Origin of the sequence: Chryseobacterium sp. PCH239 (genome assembly GCF_018924625.1) — a bacterium.
Classification (GTDB): domain Bacteria; phylum Bacteroidota; class Bacteroidia; order Flavobacteriales; family Weeksellaceae; genus Chryseobacterium; species Chryseobacterium cucumeris.
In genome coordinates this window covers 3,878,484-3,894,819 of the sequence record NZ_CP073027.1, presented here as the reverse complement: position 1 = coordinate 3,894,819, position 16,336 = coordinate 3,878,484, and the positions used below count along the sequence as shown (strand labels likewise).

The following is a 16,336-nucleotide window of genomic DNA, read 5'->3' as shown; positions in this document are numbered from 1 at the left end:
TCCTTTAGGTGTTGTAGTATTGATTCCTACTTGTGCATTTATGCTTAAAGCAGCAAAACCCGTGAAGAGTATCGCAATAATTTTTTCATAGAGTTTATGTTTTTATTGAATTAATGGAGCTGTTGCAGCACCAGTAGCTGCCCCACTAAGGCTTTGTGTTGAATTAAAATCTTTGGCATACGATCTGTCAAACACCAATAAGTTCAGTGTCCAGACACCTGTAGGAAAAGAATTATCAGGGGCGAATCCCTGGTAATCTGCCTTAAGCTTCCATGTTCCTCCTGAAGAGTAGGCAAAAATCTGAGGCATTGGTGTAAGCCAATCTGCAGAATACGTTCTTGTAGGCTGTGTAAATCCAAAGGAAGAGATTACCACCAAAAACTTACTGGAATTGATCTTTGTGTCAAATTGATTCACCCAATCCTTATCTGTAGGATCACAGGTAATTTTGAACTGAATAAGATTAATAGGTGCCGGTGAATTAGGTACAAAAGAATCATTGTACGCTGTAATTTTGTTTTCCGGAGCCGGAGACTTAATAATGAAAGTGTAATTCTCGTCCGCTTTCAGTTTTTCCAGAGGTTGCTTGAAAACAATTCCTGATGTCTTCATAGTACCATTCACGGTAAGTTCCTTTTCCGGTGTCGTTGTATTGATACCAACCTGCGCACTTATGAGCACAGATGTACCCACCAGAGTGATCATCGAAATAATTTTTGTCATTGGGTTATGTGTTTATATAAAAGCTTGTGTTTTGAATAACTGATCCGAATTTTATATTTATTTAATAACATAAATTACCAATACCTCTGTTATCAGTGCATGAAATAAAAAATATAAAATTTTATGGATTAGCTAACAGCTTGGTTGCAAGAAGTATGCCATCTGAAGGTGAAATAAGCAATTAAAAAAAACTCAATGCTTAAAAAGAAAGTATGATCACTGAATGGTGATAATTAAATTAAAGCAAAGTACACTATAGAAGTAACCCACAGAGTTGCGAAATTTGAGAATCAACAAAATAATATTAATAAACTTAAAAAAACTCTAACAATAGGGAAAAAATATAAAAACTAAGTTCCAATATTTCATTATGAATTAATAGGATTACAGAATTACTAAATAATAAGCAATTCATCACCAAAAAAAATTTGAAAAGAATATATATAAAAAAAGACCGCTTTAAAGCAGTCTTTTTATATTTTATAAGTAATGTATTATACTTTTTCTACTTGCATGTAGCTTAATTCCATTGGAGTTTTTCTACCGAAGATCAATACAGAAACTTCAATTTTCTTTTTGTCTTCAAGAATCTTCTCAACTGTACCATTGAATCCATTGAAAGGTCCATCGATTACTTTAACGTTTTCACCTACTACATAAGGAATTTCAACATCGCTTGCAAATTCTGAAAGTTCATCCATTCTTCCAAGCATTCTGTTCACCTCTGATTTTCTCATTGGAACAGGATCACCTCCTTTTGTTAAACTTAAGAAAGAAATAACTCCAGGGATATTTTTAATAACGTGAGGAATCTCTCCCATCAGGTCAGCTTCAATCATCAAGTATCCAGGATAGTAAGGCCTCTCTTTAGGAACTTTTTTACCGTTTCTAATTTGGATTACCTTTTCCATAGGAATAACCACTTGAGTAACGTACTGTTCAAACCCTAGACGTTTGATTTCTGTCTCAATATAGTTTTTCACTTTATTTTCCTGTCCGCTGATTGCTTTCAGCACATACCATTTCAATTCGCTCATTATGGAAAATACTTAATTATTAATTGAACAAGTTGATTAGCATTCCTATTATGTTGCTGATTGCTTTTGAAAACAATTCATCAACTCCAAAGGTAAATAAAGCCAGAATAACTGTCGCAATAGTCACTACAATTGTAGAAGACTGAAGGTCAGCCCATTTTGGCCATTCAACTTTATGTCTGAATTCGTTATAAGAACCTTTTAAAAAATCGACAAATGAACTCATAATTTATATTTGCACGGGCACAAGGATTCGAACCCTGATCAACGGTTTTGGAGACCGGTATCCTACCATTGGACGATGCCCGTAGTTAAAAAAGCTCCGTAAAGAGTGTTCCTTACGGAAGCTTTTTATATTGTTTTAGATGTGGATTAGTCGATGATTTCAGTTACCTGACCTGCACCTACTGTTCTACCACCTTCTCTGATCGCGAATCTAAGACCCTCGTTAAGAGCGATTGGCTGAAGTAATTCAACAGTGATTGTTAAGTTATCACCAGGCATTACCATTTCTACACCTTCTGGTAAGAAGATCTCACCTGTAACGTCAGTAGTTCTTACGTAGAACTGAGGACGGTATTTGTTGTGGAATGGAGTGTGACGTCCACCTTCTTCTTTAGAAAGGATATAAACCTCAGCTTTGAATTTTTTGTGTGGCTTAACTGAATCTTTCTTAGCGATAACCATACCTCTCTTGATGTCAGTTTTTTCAATACCTCTCAACAATAGACCTACGTTATCACCAGCTTCACCTCTGTCTAGGATTTTTCTGAACATCTCAACCCCTGTAATAGTAGAAGTTAATTTTTCATCACCCATACCTACGATATCAACTGGATCACCAGTGTTGATAACACCAGCCTCGATTCTACCAGTTGCTACAGTACCTCTACCTGTAATAGAGAATACGTCTTCGATTGGCATTAAGAATGCTTTATCTTGATCTCTAACAGGCTGCTCAATCCATGTATCAACTGCTTCCATTAATTCTTCAACAGTCTTAACCCACTTCTCGTCTCCGTTAAGAGCACCAAGAGCAGATCCTTGGATCACTGGAGAGTTATCTCCGTCATATTCGTAAGTAGATAATAAATCTCTAAGTTCAAGTTCAACAAGCTCTAAAAGCTCAGCATCATCCACCATATCAACTTTGTTCATGAAAACAACGATTCTTGGTACATTTACCTGACGGCAAAGTAGGATGTGCTCTCTAGTTTGAGGCATTGGTCCATCAGTTGCAGCACATACTAAGATCGCTCCATCCATCTGAGCAGCACCAGTTACCATGTTCTTAACATAGTCGGCGTGACCTGGACAGTCAACGTGTGCATAGTGTCTGTTTTCAGTTTCGTACTCGATGTGAGCTGTATTAATAGTGATACCTCTTTCTTTTTCTTCTGGAGCAGAGTCAATAGCAGAGAAGTCTTTTTTCTCAGCAAGACCTTTGTTAGCTAATACACTACTGATAGCTGCAGTAAGTGTAGTTTTACCATGGTCAACGTGACCAATAGTACCAATGTTCAAGTGTGGTTTGTTACGATTAAACGTTTCCTTTGCCATGATTTAAAATTATTTATTTATTGTTTTTCAAATTTTCGGTGTGCAAATATAATGAATTTTTAAATACCAAAAACTTTTTATTAAAAAAACTTTCAATATTCTCATCCAGTGAAGGACAAACCTTATATTTAACGTATTGAGACTGCAAATTTACACATTTTTCCGAATAGAAAAAATCCTTAGAAACGTTTTATTTAAAATATAAACTATCTCGTTAATTATGAACAGGATATACAGACAAAAAAAATATTGATCATTACCCGTATCCATAAATCCTAGTGCAGTTTTTTCTCGTACATATAAAGATAACAACTAAAATTAATATTATGAGAAAACTATTACACATGTATTTAGCCTTGTTTGCTATTACAACATTATTTTCATGCGATCATTCCGATGAAAACAGTATGTCAGAAAATATACCTCAAGGCCCGGATCTTATGGTATATGGAATAACGGCAATGAACGAGCTTGTTTATTTTAATGCCAGCAACCCCAAAATTTTTACTTCAAAAACAACCGTAACCGGTGTCGCCTCAGGAGAAAAATTATTAAGTATAGACTTCAGACCTGCAACAGGTGAATTGTATGCTTTATCCAATGCCAGCAAATTATATATCATCAATACCTCCAATGCTTCAGCAAGAACAGTAAGCTCAACAGCATTTACGCCTATGATCTCCGGAACAATAGCTTCTATTGATTTCAATCCTACCGTTGACAGAATTCGTCTGGTGAGTAATTCGGGACAAAATCTGCGTTTACATCCGGAAACCGGAGCTGTTGCTGCTACTGATATTACTATTAATGGAACAGGAAGTCCTTCCATAACAGGATTAGCCTATACCAACAGTAAAGCAGGCGCTGCTACTACTATTTTATATGATATTGATCCGATGCTGGGAAAATTATATAAACAGGATCCTCCCAACAATGGAACTTTGGTAGAGGTTGGAAGTCTTGGAACTACTTTTACAGGACAGACAGCTTTTGACATCAAATACGATAACAGTACTGCTCTTTTAGCTTTTAATGACAAACTGCATATTCTGGATCTGAATAATGGAAAAGCAACTTCCATAGGATCACTCCAGCAGGGAATAATCGATATGGCCATCCCTACAGAACCGGTAGCTTATGCCATTGACAATTCAAATAATCTCCAGATTTTCAATCCCAACAATCCTATGCCTGTTTCTAAAACAGTGGCCGGATTACAAAGCGGTGAGAGTATTTTAGGAATAGATTTCCGTCCTGCGAACGGACAATTGTATGCTTTGGGAAGCTCAAGCAGAATCTATACAATTAACTTAGGTACAGGTGCCGCTACTGCTGTGGGAGCATCTCCATTTTCTACCTTGCTTTCGGGCACGGATTTCGGATTTGACTTCAATCCAACAGTTGACAGAATAAGAGTAGTAAGTAATACAGGACAAAATCTCCGCCTGAATCCTAACGATGGAACAATTGCTGCTGCAGATCTCACACTGAATCCGGGAAGTCCAATGATAAGTGCAGCGGCCTATACCAACAACTTTGCCGGAGCTACCTCAACTACCTTATTTGTAATTGATCATAATACTGATAAATTATATCAGCAAAATCCACCCAATAACGGAACTTTAGTCGAAACAGGTTCTTTAGGAATCAACATTACCAATGCTAATGGTTTTGATATTGGAAGTATGAGCCAAAAGGCTTACTTAATAGCATCAGTAGGTTTATCTACAAGAATTTATTCTATTAATACAATGACAGGAGCAGCCACTTCTGTTTCCGATTATCCCAATACCGTAAAAGCTTTTACGCTGGGGTTAGGATTTTAAACTCATTCTTTATTTCAATAATCGAGAAGCGCGGAAAACAAAGTTTTCCGCGCTTCTTACTAATATAAATGAAAGATAATTTAAATCTGACTGAGCTTTTTTGTCCTGTTAAAGATCCAGAAAATAATTGGAAAAATAAGCAGGGTAAGTACTGTAGCTGTAATCAATCCTCCGATAATAACAATGGCCAGAGGTTTCTGAGACTCCGATCCGATTCCTGTAGACAAGGCTGCCGGCATCAATCCGATGGAAGCCATAAGCGCTGTCATAATGACAGGTCTTGTCCTGGATTTTACTCCATTTAATATAGCGGTATCGATATCCATTCCGTCTTTAACATTCTGGTGGAATTCTGTAATAAGGATTACCCCGTTCTGGATACAAATTCCCAGGAGAGCAATCATTCCTACTCCGGCAGAGATTCCAAAATTGATTCCGGTAACATGTAAAGCGATGATTCCTCCAATCAAAGCAAAAGGTACGTTCGCTAATACCAGAAGAGAATCTTTCATATTGCCGAACAGAATAAACAAGAGGAAGAAAATCATCAGAATACTCACCGGTACTACCTGCGCCAGTCTGTGTGAGGCACGCTGCTGGTTTTCAAACTGACCTGTCCATCCTATTGAATAACCGTCCGGAAGTTCAATCGTTTCTACTTTTTTCTGTGCATCCGCAATCGTACTTCCCAAATCCCGGTCACGGATGGAGAATTTAACCCCGATGTATCGCTTGATATTGTCTCTGTAAATAAATGCGGCTCCGTTATCTTTAACAATGGTGCTTATTTCTTTTAAAGGAATCTTTGCTCCATCCTGTGTAGGAACCATCAAAGCAGCAATGTCATTTTCATTGGTTCTGTATTCCTGAGAATACCGAAGACGGATCGGGAACTTTCTTTCCCCATCAAACATTTCAGAGGCAGTTTTTCCACCAAATGCCATTTCCAGCACAGCCTGAGCATCTGCGGGCATCACTCCATAAGCGGCCATTTTATCTCTGTCCAAAACCACGCTTACTTCCGGCTGGCCGATATTTTTAATAATTCCCGGATCCTTCACGCCTTGTACGTCTTTAATTTTAAGCAAAACTTCGTGGGCTAATTTGTCAAGGGTTTCCAGGTTATCACCATAGATTTTGATTCCGTTTTCAGCTTTAAAACCAGCCACTGCTTCTGCTACGTTATCGGAAATCGGCTGGGAGTAGTTGAACGTAATTCCCTGATAACTTCTGAGTTTTTTGTCTATTTCATTGATCAGTTCATCATAAGTAATTTTACGCTTCCATTCTTCTCTTGGCTTAAGATTTACCGCAAACTGTACAAATCCGAATCCGTTGGGATCTGTTCCATCATTACTTCTTCCCGTCTGGGCAAGCACATCTGTCACTTCTGAAAAGCTCATAATGTCCTTCTTTAAAAGATCAGCTGTTTTCAGAGATTCTTTTAATGAGGAGCTCATCGGCATTTCGGCTGTGATCCACAATGAACCTTCATTCAACTGAGGCAGGAACTCTGTTCCAAGGAATTTACCCGAAAACAGTGTAACAGCCAGAAAGGAAATCGCTACAATCATGCTCATCTTTTTATGTCTGAATGTTAAATTAAAGCCTTTCAAAACGATTCTGTCCCAGAAGTTCACAAACGGGTTGCTTTTTTCTCTTACATTTTTATTTAAAAGAATATGGGAAAGAACAGGAACTAATGTTAATGTAAATATCAATGCTCCCATTAATGCAAACCCTAATGTAAATGCCAGAGGAGAAAACATTTTTCCTTCTACTTTCTGAAATGAGAAAATAGGAATCAAGGAAGTAATGATGATTAATTTTGAAAAGAAGATGGCTTTTCCCAGTCCTGTTCCGGTTTGCTTAATCCATCCTCCCTTGGCGAGTTTATTAAACTTCTCCGTCCCATACTTATGCGCTTTATGATCCAGCATTACGAAAAGGCCTTCCACCATGACGACGGCTCCATCTATGATAATCCCGAAGTCTACAGCACCTAACGAAAGTAGATTAGCACTCATCCCGGCCAGTTTTAAACATAAAAAAGCAAATAGCAAGGACAGAGGAATGATGATGGAAACAATCAGCGTAGTTCTCCAGTCTGCCATAAAGATCAAAACAATAACCGTTACCAGTACAATACCTTCAATAAGGTTATGCATTACGGTATGAGTGGTAAAATCCATCAGATTGTCACGATCGTAGAAAGTCACCATTTTGACATCTTTTGGAAGTACTTTCTCATTAAGCTCTTTAATTTTGGCCTTCACACCAACTAAAACTTCTCTCGGGTTCTCTCCTTTTCTCATAACAACGATTCCTTCTACCGTATCATCATGATGATTAAGAGCGGCCTGCCCTACTCTGGGCATGGAACTTTCATGAACTTCTGCAACATTTTTTACCAAAACAGGGTTTCCACTGTCATTCTGAATGGTAATATTTCCAATATCCGCAACAGATTTTACCAAACCTATACCCCTTACCACATAAGCCTGACCATTTTTTTCAATCACATCACCTCCTACATTCAGATTGCTCTTGGTAACGGCATCATACACCTGAAGGGGAGTCAGGTTATATTTATCCAATGCTCTCGGATCAATACTGAGTTCAAAAACTTTATCCTGTCCTCCGAAAACGTTGATATCCGCCACACCGGGAACACCTCTTAGAGCACGGTCTATTACCCAGTTTTGCAGGGTAAGCAATGCACGGGAATCTTTTGTTTTACTTTCCAGCGTATATCTGAAAATTTCACCGGTTGGCCCGTAGGGTGGCTGTACTTCGGGATCTACCTCATCAGGAAGGCTAATGGTTCGTAACTGGTTATTGACCTGATTTCTGGCAAAAGTATCGTCCACCCCGTCGTCAAACAGAATTTTAACAATAGAAAGCCCAAACATGGTGGTACTTCTTACACTTGTTTTTTTCTGAACCGGGCTCATCGCCAATTCAATGGGTGTCGTGACAAAACGCTCTACTTCTTCTGCGCTACGCCCATTCCATTGGGTAATGATGACAATCTGGGTATTGGTTACATCCGGAAAAGCTTCAATAGGCATATTTTTGAAACTGATAAAGCCGGAGATGGCTAAAATCGCTACCCAGATAAAGGTAAATGCTTTATTTTTTAATGAAAAAGCAATTATATTTTTTATGAATTTATTCATGATAGATACATTGATGACCTAAAAAAGCCGTTAAAGAAAAATATCAGTATTCTTAATGGTTTAATAAGACTAGCTGTTCAGTGAACGGTAGATCAGCAGCTGGTTGTTGGTAATCACTTCTTCTCCTTCTTTCAGACCGTCTGCAATATAAGTAACATCACCAACCTGCTTTAATACTTTGATTTCTCTGATCTTTACATCTGTTCTGGATTTAAAAATCACCACAAAGCTTTTATTATCATCAAAAATCACAGCTTTTGATGGAACGGTAAGCGTAGCGTTGCTTTCCAGACTGGAAACTTTTATTGTGGCTTTACTTTCCGGGATTAAAAGTCCGTTGGCATTGTCCAATACTACTCTTGCCTGCATGGCGTTGGTCTGTGGATCAATAATTTTGAATATTTTATCAATTTTTCCATCAAAAACTTTGTCCGGATAAGAAAGTGTGGATACCTGGGCTTTCATTCCAAGACTAATCTTATCGATATCAGATTCATTGACATTCATAATCGCCCATACATTGGTAGTATTGGCCACATCAAATATATTATCACTTCTGTCACTTCTCAGCTGCATATCTTTATTGATACTTTTCTGAACAATATAACCGCTAATAGGTGCTACAACACTGTATATATTTCCGGTCTTCACATTATAAACCGTACTTACAGCCGCTGCTCTCTGCAACTGATCTTCTGCTTTTTGTAACTGGCTTTTAGCTTCCAGTACATCCCTTTCCGTATTAAGCTTTCCTTCGTAGAGTTCTTTTGCAACACGGAGGTTATTTTTGGCCACTACTAGATCTGTTTTTGCATCACTTACATCCTTTTGAATTTCTGCAAGCTCAGTACTTCTGATGGTTGCCAGTACCTGCCCTTTTTTCACATAGTCACCCAATTCTACATTGACACTCATCACATTTCCTCCAACCAATGGGTATACATCTATATAGCTGTTTTTGTCTGCAGAAATCTTTCCATAAAAGCTGTATTCATCTTCTATATTCTTTTTTTCAACTTTCGCCAGGGAAATAGAATTCAGCATGGTGTTACTGAGCTCAAACCCTTTTTTGGGGTGAATATTTTTCTCTTCCTCTTTTTTGGAACAGGCCATTAATGAAAGGACCATCAATGCGGGAATAATATATGTTTTCATCATTTTAATAGAAGATTTTCGTTTGTACTAGTTGATTAAGCTGTTCTGCGGACTGCATGATTTCATTTTTCATATCATAGATCTGAAGGGCTGTCTCTCTGTAACTGTCCATAAAGTCTGTAAATTCAATCAGGCTGACATTTCCTTTTCTGAAATTGGTCAGCATTCCGTTGTAAACAAGTTCCATATTCTGAAGGTCAGTCGTTTTCACATCCAGAAGTTGGTCATATTGTGCTTTCCAGGTTTTATAGGCAGATTGAACTTTAGTTTCCAAAGTCAGTTTTTGAAAGTCTGCATTTTTCTGATTCTGCTGGATAGCATAGTTTGCTTTCACTACATTTCCCTGATTGGCTTTCCATAGCGGTAAAGGAATTCCCAAGGTAAGATTCGCTTCGTTATTGAAGGTTCCGCCTGCCTGGTCCCATGCAGCACCTACGGTAACATCCGGTACATTCAATGATTTCTGCCATTGTGCATACAACTTACTGTTATCAATAAGTTTCAAATTATATCGGTAATCCGCATTATTTTCCAAGGCTTTGCTTTTCAGTTCTTCTTCATCACCGAAAGGCTGTGCCACCAGAGCTTCTTTAGCTTCGGTTTCAGACATCGTAGGCTCTATTTCTTCAGTAACTCCTGTCAGAACTTTCAAATTCTGTTCAAAATCAAGAATATTTTTATTGATCTCCAGTTTATCATGATTCAGCTGGATCACAATACTCTGCAGTCTTACAGCGTCTTTAAGGGAAACATTTCCTTTTGCTGACTGCACACGATAGGCGTTTAAAAGATCATTCATATACCCCAGCTGCCTGTTGGTATTCTCCAGTTTTAGTTTTTCATAATAAAGATTGAAATAGGTAGAACGGAGTTGATATCTTAAATCTACCAGCAATTGTGAAAACTGAAGTTGAGCAAGTTCTTTATTGGATTTGGCAAAAGCGATTTCGTTTTTCTTTTTCCCCCCCATATAAATCAATTGAGTAATACCCGCTCCTTTAGAATGTCCTACATCAAAAAACTTCTTGTCCTGAGGATTATAAGCATTGAACTGCCCGCTTAATTGAGGTAACTCCCAGATTTTAGCCTGCAGAATATCCGCATCAGCCATATTGATATTGTACTGTTCGGCGAGCAGCTGGAGGTTGTTCTTCTGGAAAGCTTCTTCACAATCCAAAAGAGACATCTGCTGTTGTGCTGCCATGAATGAGGAAACGGCTAGGCACAGCACTGCAATTCTGTTCATTATTTTTCTTTTTAAATTACAAAATTGCTTTGATGCTATTAAAAGAAACTTAAATGACGCTTAAAAAAATATTAAAATAGGCCTGAACAAGCTGTTTATGCAATAACCCATCATACAAAAAGCAGTGAATTTTTCTCCAACTATTGAATTTTTATTAAAAATTTCAATCAGGAGTTTAACAAAAAAAACAACTGTTTTTCATATCAGTTGCTTTTCATTTTATTTTTTAAAAAATAAGGTAAACTTATTCATATACTCCTTAGGTGAAGAATATACAATATCTGCATCATGATATTCCAGAATTCTTTTGACGATTCTAAGACCTAATCCTGATCCTGCTATATTCTGTGCATTATTCCCTCTCGTGAAAGCTTCAAACAGTTTAGCCTGCTCATCTTCAGAAATAGTATTACCATGGGAAATAACTTCGATGGAAAGATTATCATTGGTTTCAGTGATGAGAACATTCACTTCTGTATTATCTGAGTACACCGCTGCATTTTTAAACAAGTTGATAAATACAATTACCAATAGTGACTGAATTCCTTTTATAGTCAGAAAAGCATTTTCAGAACTTTCTTCATTAATCAGAAAATCCAGCTTAAGTTGCGGATAACTTTTCTCCACCGCTTCAAAAGCTTCAAAAATAACTTCGTCAATCCTTACTTCCTCATAAATACTCTGGATATTTTCTTTATCAAATTTTGTAAGCAGTAAAAGTGAATTTGTCAGATCCGACAGCTGATAGACATCTCTCTGAATTTGTTTTAAAGAAGACAGAGTTTCCGGAGAATGCTCTTCAAACTTGATAAGGTTTTCCAGCTGAAATGCCATTCTTGTTATAGGAGTTCTGATCTCATGTGAAGCACTGGCCGTAAAATCTTTTTGTGACTGAAATACATCATCCAGCCTCCCAATCATTGTATTAAAAGATTTTGCAAGAACACTTACTTCATCATTGGATTGCTCTACCGGAATCTGTGTGGTAAGCTTATGAGCCGTAACTTCAGAAATTTCTTTGTTCAGATCTTCCAAAGGACGTAGGAACTTTTCCACAAAATAATAGCTAAAGAACCCAATAAGCATAGTGCTCATCACATAAGCTGTAATCAAAAGATATTTAAGATATCCCAATTTGGATTTCCCATTGGTATCAAAAGCACTGGTAAGGATATAATAATTTTCACCGTTGATATTCCTGAGGGCTGCATAGATTTCGGGAACGGTTTTTTCGGTATAGATAATCTTCTTTTTATCCAGCTCTTTAAGCATTGCACTGTCCCAGATGACATTTCTGTCTTTGATCGTACTGTAGATCAATTCTTTTTTTTCATTGAAAATTAAAATCTTTTCATTCAAAAGAATGTTATCTGAATTTTCATTGAAAAAAACGGGTGCTTCCTCTTCAAAGTCTTTGGATTTTGAGATGAAATGAGAAGTAAACTCAAGTCTCTGCCTGAATCTTTCTTTAAACTCATCTCTTCTGAAATCATTAAAAGATAAATAAATGACCGCCATCACCATTCCAAATAATAATGAAAAGGCAATACTTATTGTTAAAGCGATCTTTCTTTTTAAAGACATTTATAATGGACTTAGGTAATATCCGAAACCTGAACGGGTGTGGATCAGTTTTATTTTAAAATCTTTATCGATCTTCTTTCTCAGGAAATTGATATAAACTTCCACTGTATTGGTATTTGTATTGAAATTGTGTTCCCAGACATGTTCTGTGATCTGTTGCTTGGAAACCGTTCTTCCCTGCGCTTCCGCAAGATAAACCAACAATTGGAATTCTTTTAAGGTAAGGGTTATTTCATTTCCTCCACGATAAACCTTCTGCTCTGTTTTGTTGATAATAAGATCATCAATTCTTAAAATATCCTGATCAGAATTATCAGAAGGTGCTTTTCTTCTTAATAGTGAATTGATTCTTAACAGAAGTTCCTCAAACTGGAATGGCTTTACAAGATAATCATCAGCCAGCCTGGTGAAGGCATCTTTTTTATCAGAGATATCCCCATAAGCAGAAATGATAATGATAGGAGTATTTTTATCAAAAGAACGGATCGTCTGACAGACATCAAGTCCATTTATTTTAGGAACATTAATGTCTAGTAAATACAGATCATAAGTACTATTTTTTATCTGACGAAGAAAAGTCTCCCCGTCATAGATCTTATCACAGTTAAAATTATTTGATTCTAAAAATCTGCACAATTCTGCAGACAGAATGAGATCATCTTCCAGTAAAAGAATATTCATCAAAAAATTATTTTACACGAATTTAAAGAAAATTTTATGATTGTGATTGTAAAGATGAAGTAAAAGTTTTGATGATAGTGCTATCATCAAGAAACGAATCTGAAAAAAATTGAAGAAGGAAATAATTTTAGGATTTATCTAAGCAGATGTTTAACTGTAAAATGATCAGATAGTAAAATTAAATTCTTTTGAGCATAAAAAAATCCCGAAGAGATTCGGGAAAATCGAGAGCCAACTACGGGACTTGAACCCGTGACCTCTTCCTTACCAAGGAAGCACTCTACCGCTGAGCTAAGTCGGCATCAACTAAAAAAATCATACTAAGCAGCATGATTTTTTGTTGAGCGGAAGACGGGGGTCGAACCCGCGACATTCAGCTTGGAAGGCTGACGCTCTACCAACTGAGCTACTTCCGCAATTTTGTTTCCAAAACTATTGGTAAACGCTGTGCAAAACTAAGAAAATTTATTTAATCTTGCAAGTTTTTTATAATATAAAATGTGGGGAGAGCAGGATTCGAACCTACGAAGCCGAAGCAACTGAGTTACAGTCAGTCCCATTTAGCCACTCTGGAATCTCCCCAGATATTTTATATTAAAATGGAGCCTCCAGAGGGATTCGAACCCACGACCCCGAGATTACAAATCACGTGCTCTGGCCAACTGAGCTATGGAGGCATTTTAATAAAGGACTGAAACTGATCGAGAAACTCTACTCTACACATTTCAGTGTTAAAAAGAATCACTTTTATGGTGATTTCTTTGAGCGGAAGACGGGGGTCGAACCCGCGACATTCAGCTTGGAAGGCTGACGCTCTACCAACTGAGCTACTTCCGCAATTTTGTTTCCAAAACTATTGGTAAACGCTGTGCAAAACTAAGAAAACTTATTTAATCTTGCAAGTTTTTTTTTACAAAAATATAAAGTGGGGAGAGCAGGATTCGAACCTACGAAGCCGAAGCAACTGAGTTACAGTCAGTCCCATTTAGCCACTCTGGAATCTCCCCAAAAGTTTATATTTTATGAGCCTCCAGAGGGATTCGAACCCACGACCCCGAGATTACAAATCACGTGCTCTGGCCAACTGAGCTATGGAGGCAAATATAAAAAAGAATTCAAAAGATCGCTGTTCCTTTTTTGCGAGTGCAAATATAGAACGGATTTTTTGAATTCTCAAATATTTTATAAACTTTTTTTAACTTTTTTTTCTATGCCATTTCTTTTTTCTTGATTAATAGCTTTTTAGCAGTATCAACACAAAGGTCCAAACTTTCTTCAAAACTTGTAGATGTCTTCTTTACTACGATATCGTCTCCCGGAACCGCCAAAATAATCTCGGCTGTTTTATTTGCTTTGTCAGCATTATTTTCCACTTTCAAAAATACCTTACACTCCTGAATCTTGTCATAGAAGGTATCCAATTTGCTAACTTTTTTGTCGATGTGCGACTCTAGTGGTTCGTGTGGTGTTAAACCGATTGATTGAACTGAAATCTTCATAATTCTTCTTTTTTTGATGCTCGAGGGTGAGCCTGATTAAACACTTTTTTCAATTGTTCAATATTAGCATTCGTATAGACTTGAGTACTGGCAAGACTGGAATGCCCTAATATTTTTTTCACTTTGGAGATCTCCGCCCCATTATCCAAAACGTGAGTAGCAAAGCTATGCCGAAGGATGTGAGGACTTTTTTTTCTTTCGTTGTTACAAGACTAAGGTACTTATTAACTACCACATAAACAAATTTTTCATTGAGTTTTTTCCCTTTCTTATTAACGAAAAAATATGATTTAAATTCTGTCTGTGGATTTCTTATTTCCAGATAACTTTTTAGAAGTTCAGACAGTTCATCGGAAATAGGAATTACCCTTGCTTTATTTCCCTTTCCTATTACTTTTAATTCATTTTCATATAAGTCAACATTCTCAAATATCAGGCCACAAAGTTCAGCTTTACGCATTCCTGTCTGATAAAGAACTTCCATAATGCATTTTTCAAGCACATCATATACCTGTTCGAAAACCCTTTCATTAAGTTCTTCCATTTCCTCTTTAGACATAGGAATCTGTTTTTCAGCATAAAACTTCAGAGAAGAAATACCTTCGGTAGGAGAGACTTTAATCTCCCCTATTTTTAAAAGAAAAAGATAGAAACTACGGAGCGAGGATAATTTTCTGTTAATACTTCTTTTGGAAATATCATTTTCACTGAGTTCAACAATAAAATTCCGGATAATCTTTTTGTCTGCCTTGGCTAAATTGTCGGAAGATTCCGTTCGGAGAAAGAAATGGGAAAAGTCTTCAAGGTCTTTTTTGTAGCTTGTGATGGTATGAGGAGAATATCTTTTTTCGAATTGTAAGTATTCTAAAAACTTTTCCAGCATCATAGGTATAAAAATAAAAATTCACTCCTCAAATATAAGAATTTAAGAAGTGAATTAATATATGGTTAAGAAAAAATCTTAAGCCTGCTCTTCTTTGCTAAGCGCTCTTTGTTTGTAAGCCGCTTTTAGTCTAGCTTGTCTCAAAGTTACAGAAGGCTTAATAAACTGTTGTCTAGATCTTAATTGACGAACAGTTCCTGTTTTATCAAATTTTCTCTTGTATTTTTTTAAAGCTCTGTCGATGGATTCACCATCTTTTACTGGAATTATTAACATATTTTACATCTCATTTTGGATTGCAAAACTAGACAATTTTTATGAGAACACAAAATATATTGCCATAAACAATCACTACTCCACCCTATGACTATTAAAAAACCCCGTATTAAAGCCTGTTAGCAAACAATAATATTTTTATCCACAATTACTGGATATTCAATTCTTACTACCTTCAGGTTACTCATTTTATTTCCTAATTTCTATTAAAACCATCTACATTAATGAAATGTAAACAAAAAGCATTATCTTTGCATTCACTTTATTCATGGGGTTGACTGGTTTCGACAGCAAGACCAATGGGTAAGTAAGCATGCAGAGAACCGTAGCGCGATCTCTATAATCCCTTGCTACAAAATTTTAACTGGCAACGAAGAGTTCGCTCTTGCAGCTTAATATCGAAGTATAGTAGATCAAGCGTTTTCCCGAAGATTTCAGTAGGGAAGCAAGATATTCCACAAATGCTCTGTTCTGCGGCGTTTGATCCTGGGATATAGGAATGCAGAAATAAGGCTTTAGAAGCTTTGGCTAAAGCTCGAAAATTTCAGAAGATAAGCTGGTCGTTGGGTGTCTATCCTCTGCCTCCAGTCGAAAACCAATGGTAGAATAAGCATGTAGAAAGCTTATGTATTGCTTGTTTGGACGAGGGTTCGAATCCCTCCAACTCCACTTTTTAAACTAAAGAGA

12 protein-coding genes, 8 tRNA genes, 1 other RNA gene and 1 pseudogene are annotated in these 16,336 nt (G+C 36.9%); 2 read left to right on the top strand and 20 right to left on the bottom strand.

All coding sequences use genetic code 11. The features are described from left to right. Nucleotides 1-102: 102 nt before the first annotated feature. The 5 genes from KBP46_RS18000 to tuf all read right to left on the bottom strand — a co-directional run bounded on the left by KBP46_RS18000 (nt 103) and on the right by tuf (nt 3,320). Nucleotides 103-723: a hypothetical protein gene (locus KBP46_RS18000; protein WP_062675816.1), complete on the bottom strand. Its 621-nt coding sequence runs from the start codon at nt 721-723 to the stop codon at nt 103-105. A 494-nt stretch (nt 724-1,217) separates the two neighbouring features. Continuing rightward, nucleotides 1,218-1,760, bottom strand: a complete 543-nt coding sequence (gene nusG / locus KBP46_RS17995; protein WP_002976412.1) for a transcription termination/antitermination protein NusG — start codon at nt 1,758-1,760, stop codon at nt 1,218-1,220. Nucleotides 1,761-1,779: 19 nt separating this feature from the next. Further along, entirely contained in the window at nt 1,780-1,986 is a 207-nt protein-coding gene (gene secE / locus KBP46_RS17990; protein ID WP_002976410.1) for a preprotein translocase subunit SecE, read from the bottom strand. Nucleotides 1,987-1,998: 12 nt separating this feature from the next. Then, a tRNA-Trp gene (locus tag KBP46_RS17985) sits at nt 1,999-2,069 on the bottom strand. A gap of 63 nt (nt 2,070-2,132) precedes the next feature. Then, nucleotides 2,133-3,320, bottom strand: a complete 1,188-nt coding sequence (gene tuf / locus KBP46_RS17980; protein ID WP_062675815.1) for an elongation factor Tu — start codon at nt 3,318-3,320, stop codon at nt 2,133-2,135. Nucleotides 3,321-3,646: 326 nt separating this feature from the next. On the opposite strand from tuf, the gene KBP46_RS17975 reads away from it, so the two are divergent. Further along, a complete protein-coding gene (locus KBP46_RS17975; RefSeq protein WP_216443821.1) occupies nt 3,647-5,146 on the top strand; it encodes a DUF4394 domain-containing protein in 1,500 nt (499 codons plus the stop codon). An 80-nt stretch (nt 5,147-5,226) separates the two neighbouring features. Here KBP46_RS17975 and KBP46_RS17970 read toward each other — a convergent pair whose 3' ends face one another. From KBP46_RS17970 to rpsU, 15 genes and pseudogenes are all read right to left on the bottom strand, one after another. Beyond that, a complete protein-coding gene (locus KBP46_RS17970; RefSeq protein WP_216443820.1) occupies nt 5,227-8,325 on the bottom strand; it encodes an efflux RND transporter permease subunit in 3,099 nt (1,032 codons plus the stop codon). A 69-nt stretch (nt 8,326-8,394) separates the two neighbouring features. After that, the gene (locus KBP46_RS17965) at nt 8,395-9,480 is read right to left on the bottom strand and encodes an efflux RND transporter periplasmic adaptor subunit (RefSeq protein ID WP_062675920.1); all 1,086 of its coding nucleotides are present in this window, start codon (nt 9,478-9,480) and stop codon (nt 8,395-8,397) included. A gap of 4 nt (nt 9,481-9,484) precedes the next feature. Beyond that, nucleotides 9,485-10,726, bottom strand: coding sequence for a TolC family protein (locus KBP46_RS17960; protein ID WP_082798839.1), 1,242 nt, complete (start codon nt 10,724-10,726; stop codon nt 9,485-9,487). 219 nt (nt 10,727-10,945) lie between these two features. Beyond that, nucleotides 10,946-12,310, bottom strand: coding sequence for an ATP-binding protein (locus KBP46_RS17955; RefSeq protein WP_120232782.1), 1,365 nt, complete (start codon nt 12,308-12,310; stop codon nt 10,946-10,948). Continuing rightward, entirely contained in the window at nt 12,311-12,991 is a 681-nt protein-coding gene (locus KBP46_RS17950) for a response regulator transcription factor (RefSeq protein WP_047435426.1), read from the bottom strand. Between the two features lie 229 nt (nt 12,992-13,220). Beyond that, a tRNA-Thr gene (locus KBP46_RS17945) sits at nt 13,221-13,292 on the bottom strand. Between the two features lie 42 nt (nt 13,293-13,334). Beyond that, nucleotides 13,335-13,407, bottom strand: a tRNA-Gly gene (locus KBP46_RS17940). Between the two features lie 85 nt (nt 13,408-13,492). Continuing rightward, a tRNA-Tyr gene (locus KBP46_RS17935) sits at nt 13,493-13,573 on the bottom strand. Between the two features lie 18 nt (nt 13,574-13,591). Further along, nucleotides 13,592-13,668, bottom strand: a tRNA-Thr gene (locus KBP46_RS17930). A gap of 87 nt (nt 13,669-13,755) precedes the next feature. Further along, nucleotides 13,756-13,828 (bottom strand) — tRNA-Gly (locus tag KBP46_RS17925). An 89-nt stretch (nt 13,829-13,917) separates the two neighbouring features. Next, nucleotides 13,918-13,998, bottom strand: a tRNA-Tyr gene (locus KBP46_RS17920). Between the two features lie 18 nt (nt 13,999-14,016). Further along, nucleotides 14,017-14,090 (bottom strand) — tRNA-Thr (locus KBP46_RS17915). 109 nt (nt 14,091-14,199) lie between these two features. Then, nucleotides 14,200-14,490 carry an HPF/RaiA family ribosome-associated protein gene (locus tag KBP46_RS17910; RefSeq protein ID WP_047435429.1) on the bottom strand — a complete coding sequence of 97 codons (291 nt, stop codon included), beginning with the start codon at nt 14,488-14,490 and terminating at the stop codon, nt 14,200-14,202. Next, a pseudogene (locus tag KBP46_RS17905) lies at nt 14,487-15,373 on the bottom strand (tyrosine-type recombinase/integrase). Before KBP46_RS17905 ends, KBP46_RS17910 begins: the two are co-directional and overlap by 4 nt. A 78-nt stretch (nt 15,374-15,451) precedes the next feature. Next, nucleotides 15,452-15,649 (bottom strand): 30S ribosomal protein S21, encoded by a 198-nt coding sequence (gene rpsU, locus KBP46_RS17900; protein WP_034693154.1) that lies wholly within the window; start codon nt 15,647-15,649, stop codon nt 15,452-15,454. A 270-nt stretch (nt 15,650-15,919) separates the two neighbouring features. Between rpsU and ssrA the strand changes: the two genes are divergently transcribed. Further along, nucleotides 15,920-16,321, top strand: a transfer-messenger RNA (tmRNA) gene (gene ssrA, locus KBP46_RS17895). Nucleotides 16,322-16,336: the final 15 nt, after the last annotated feature.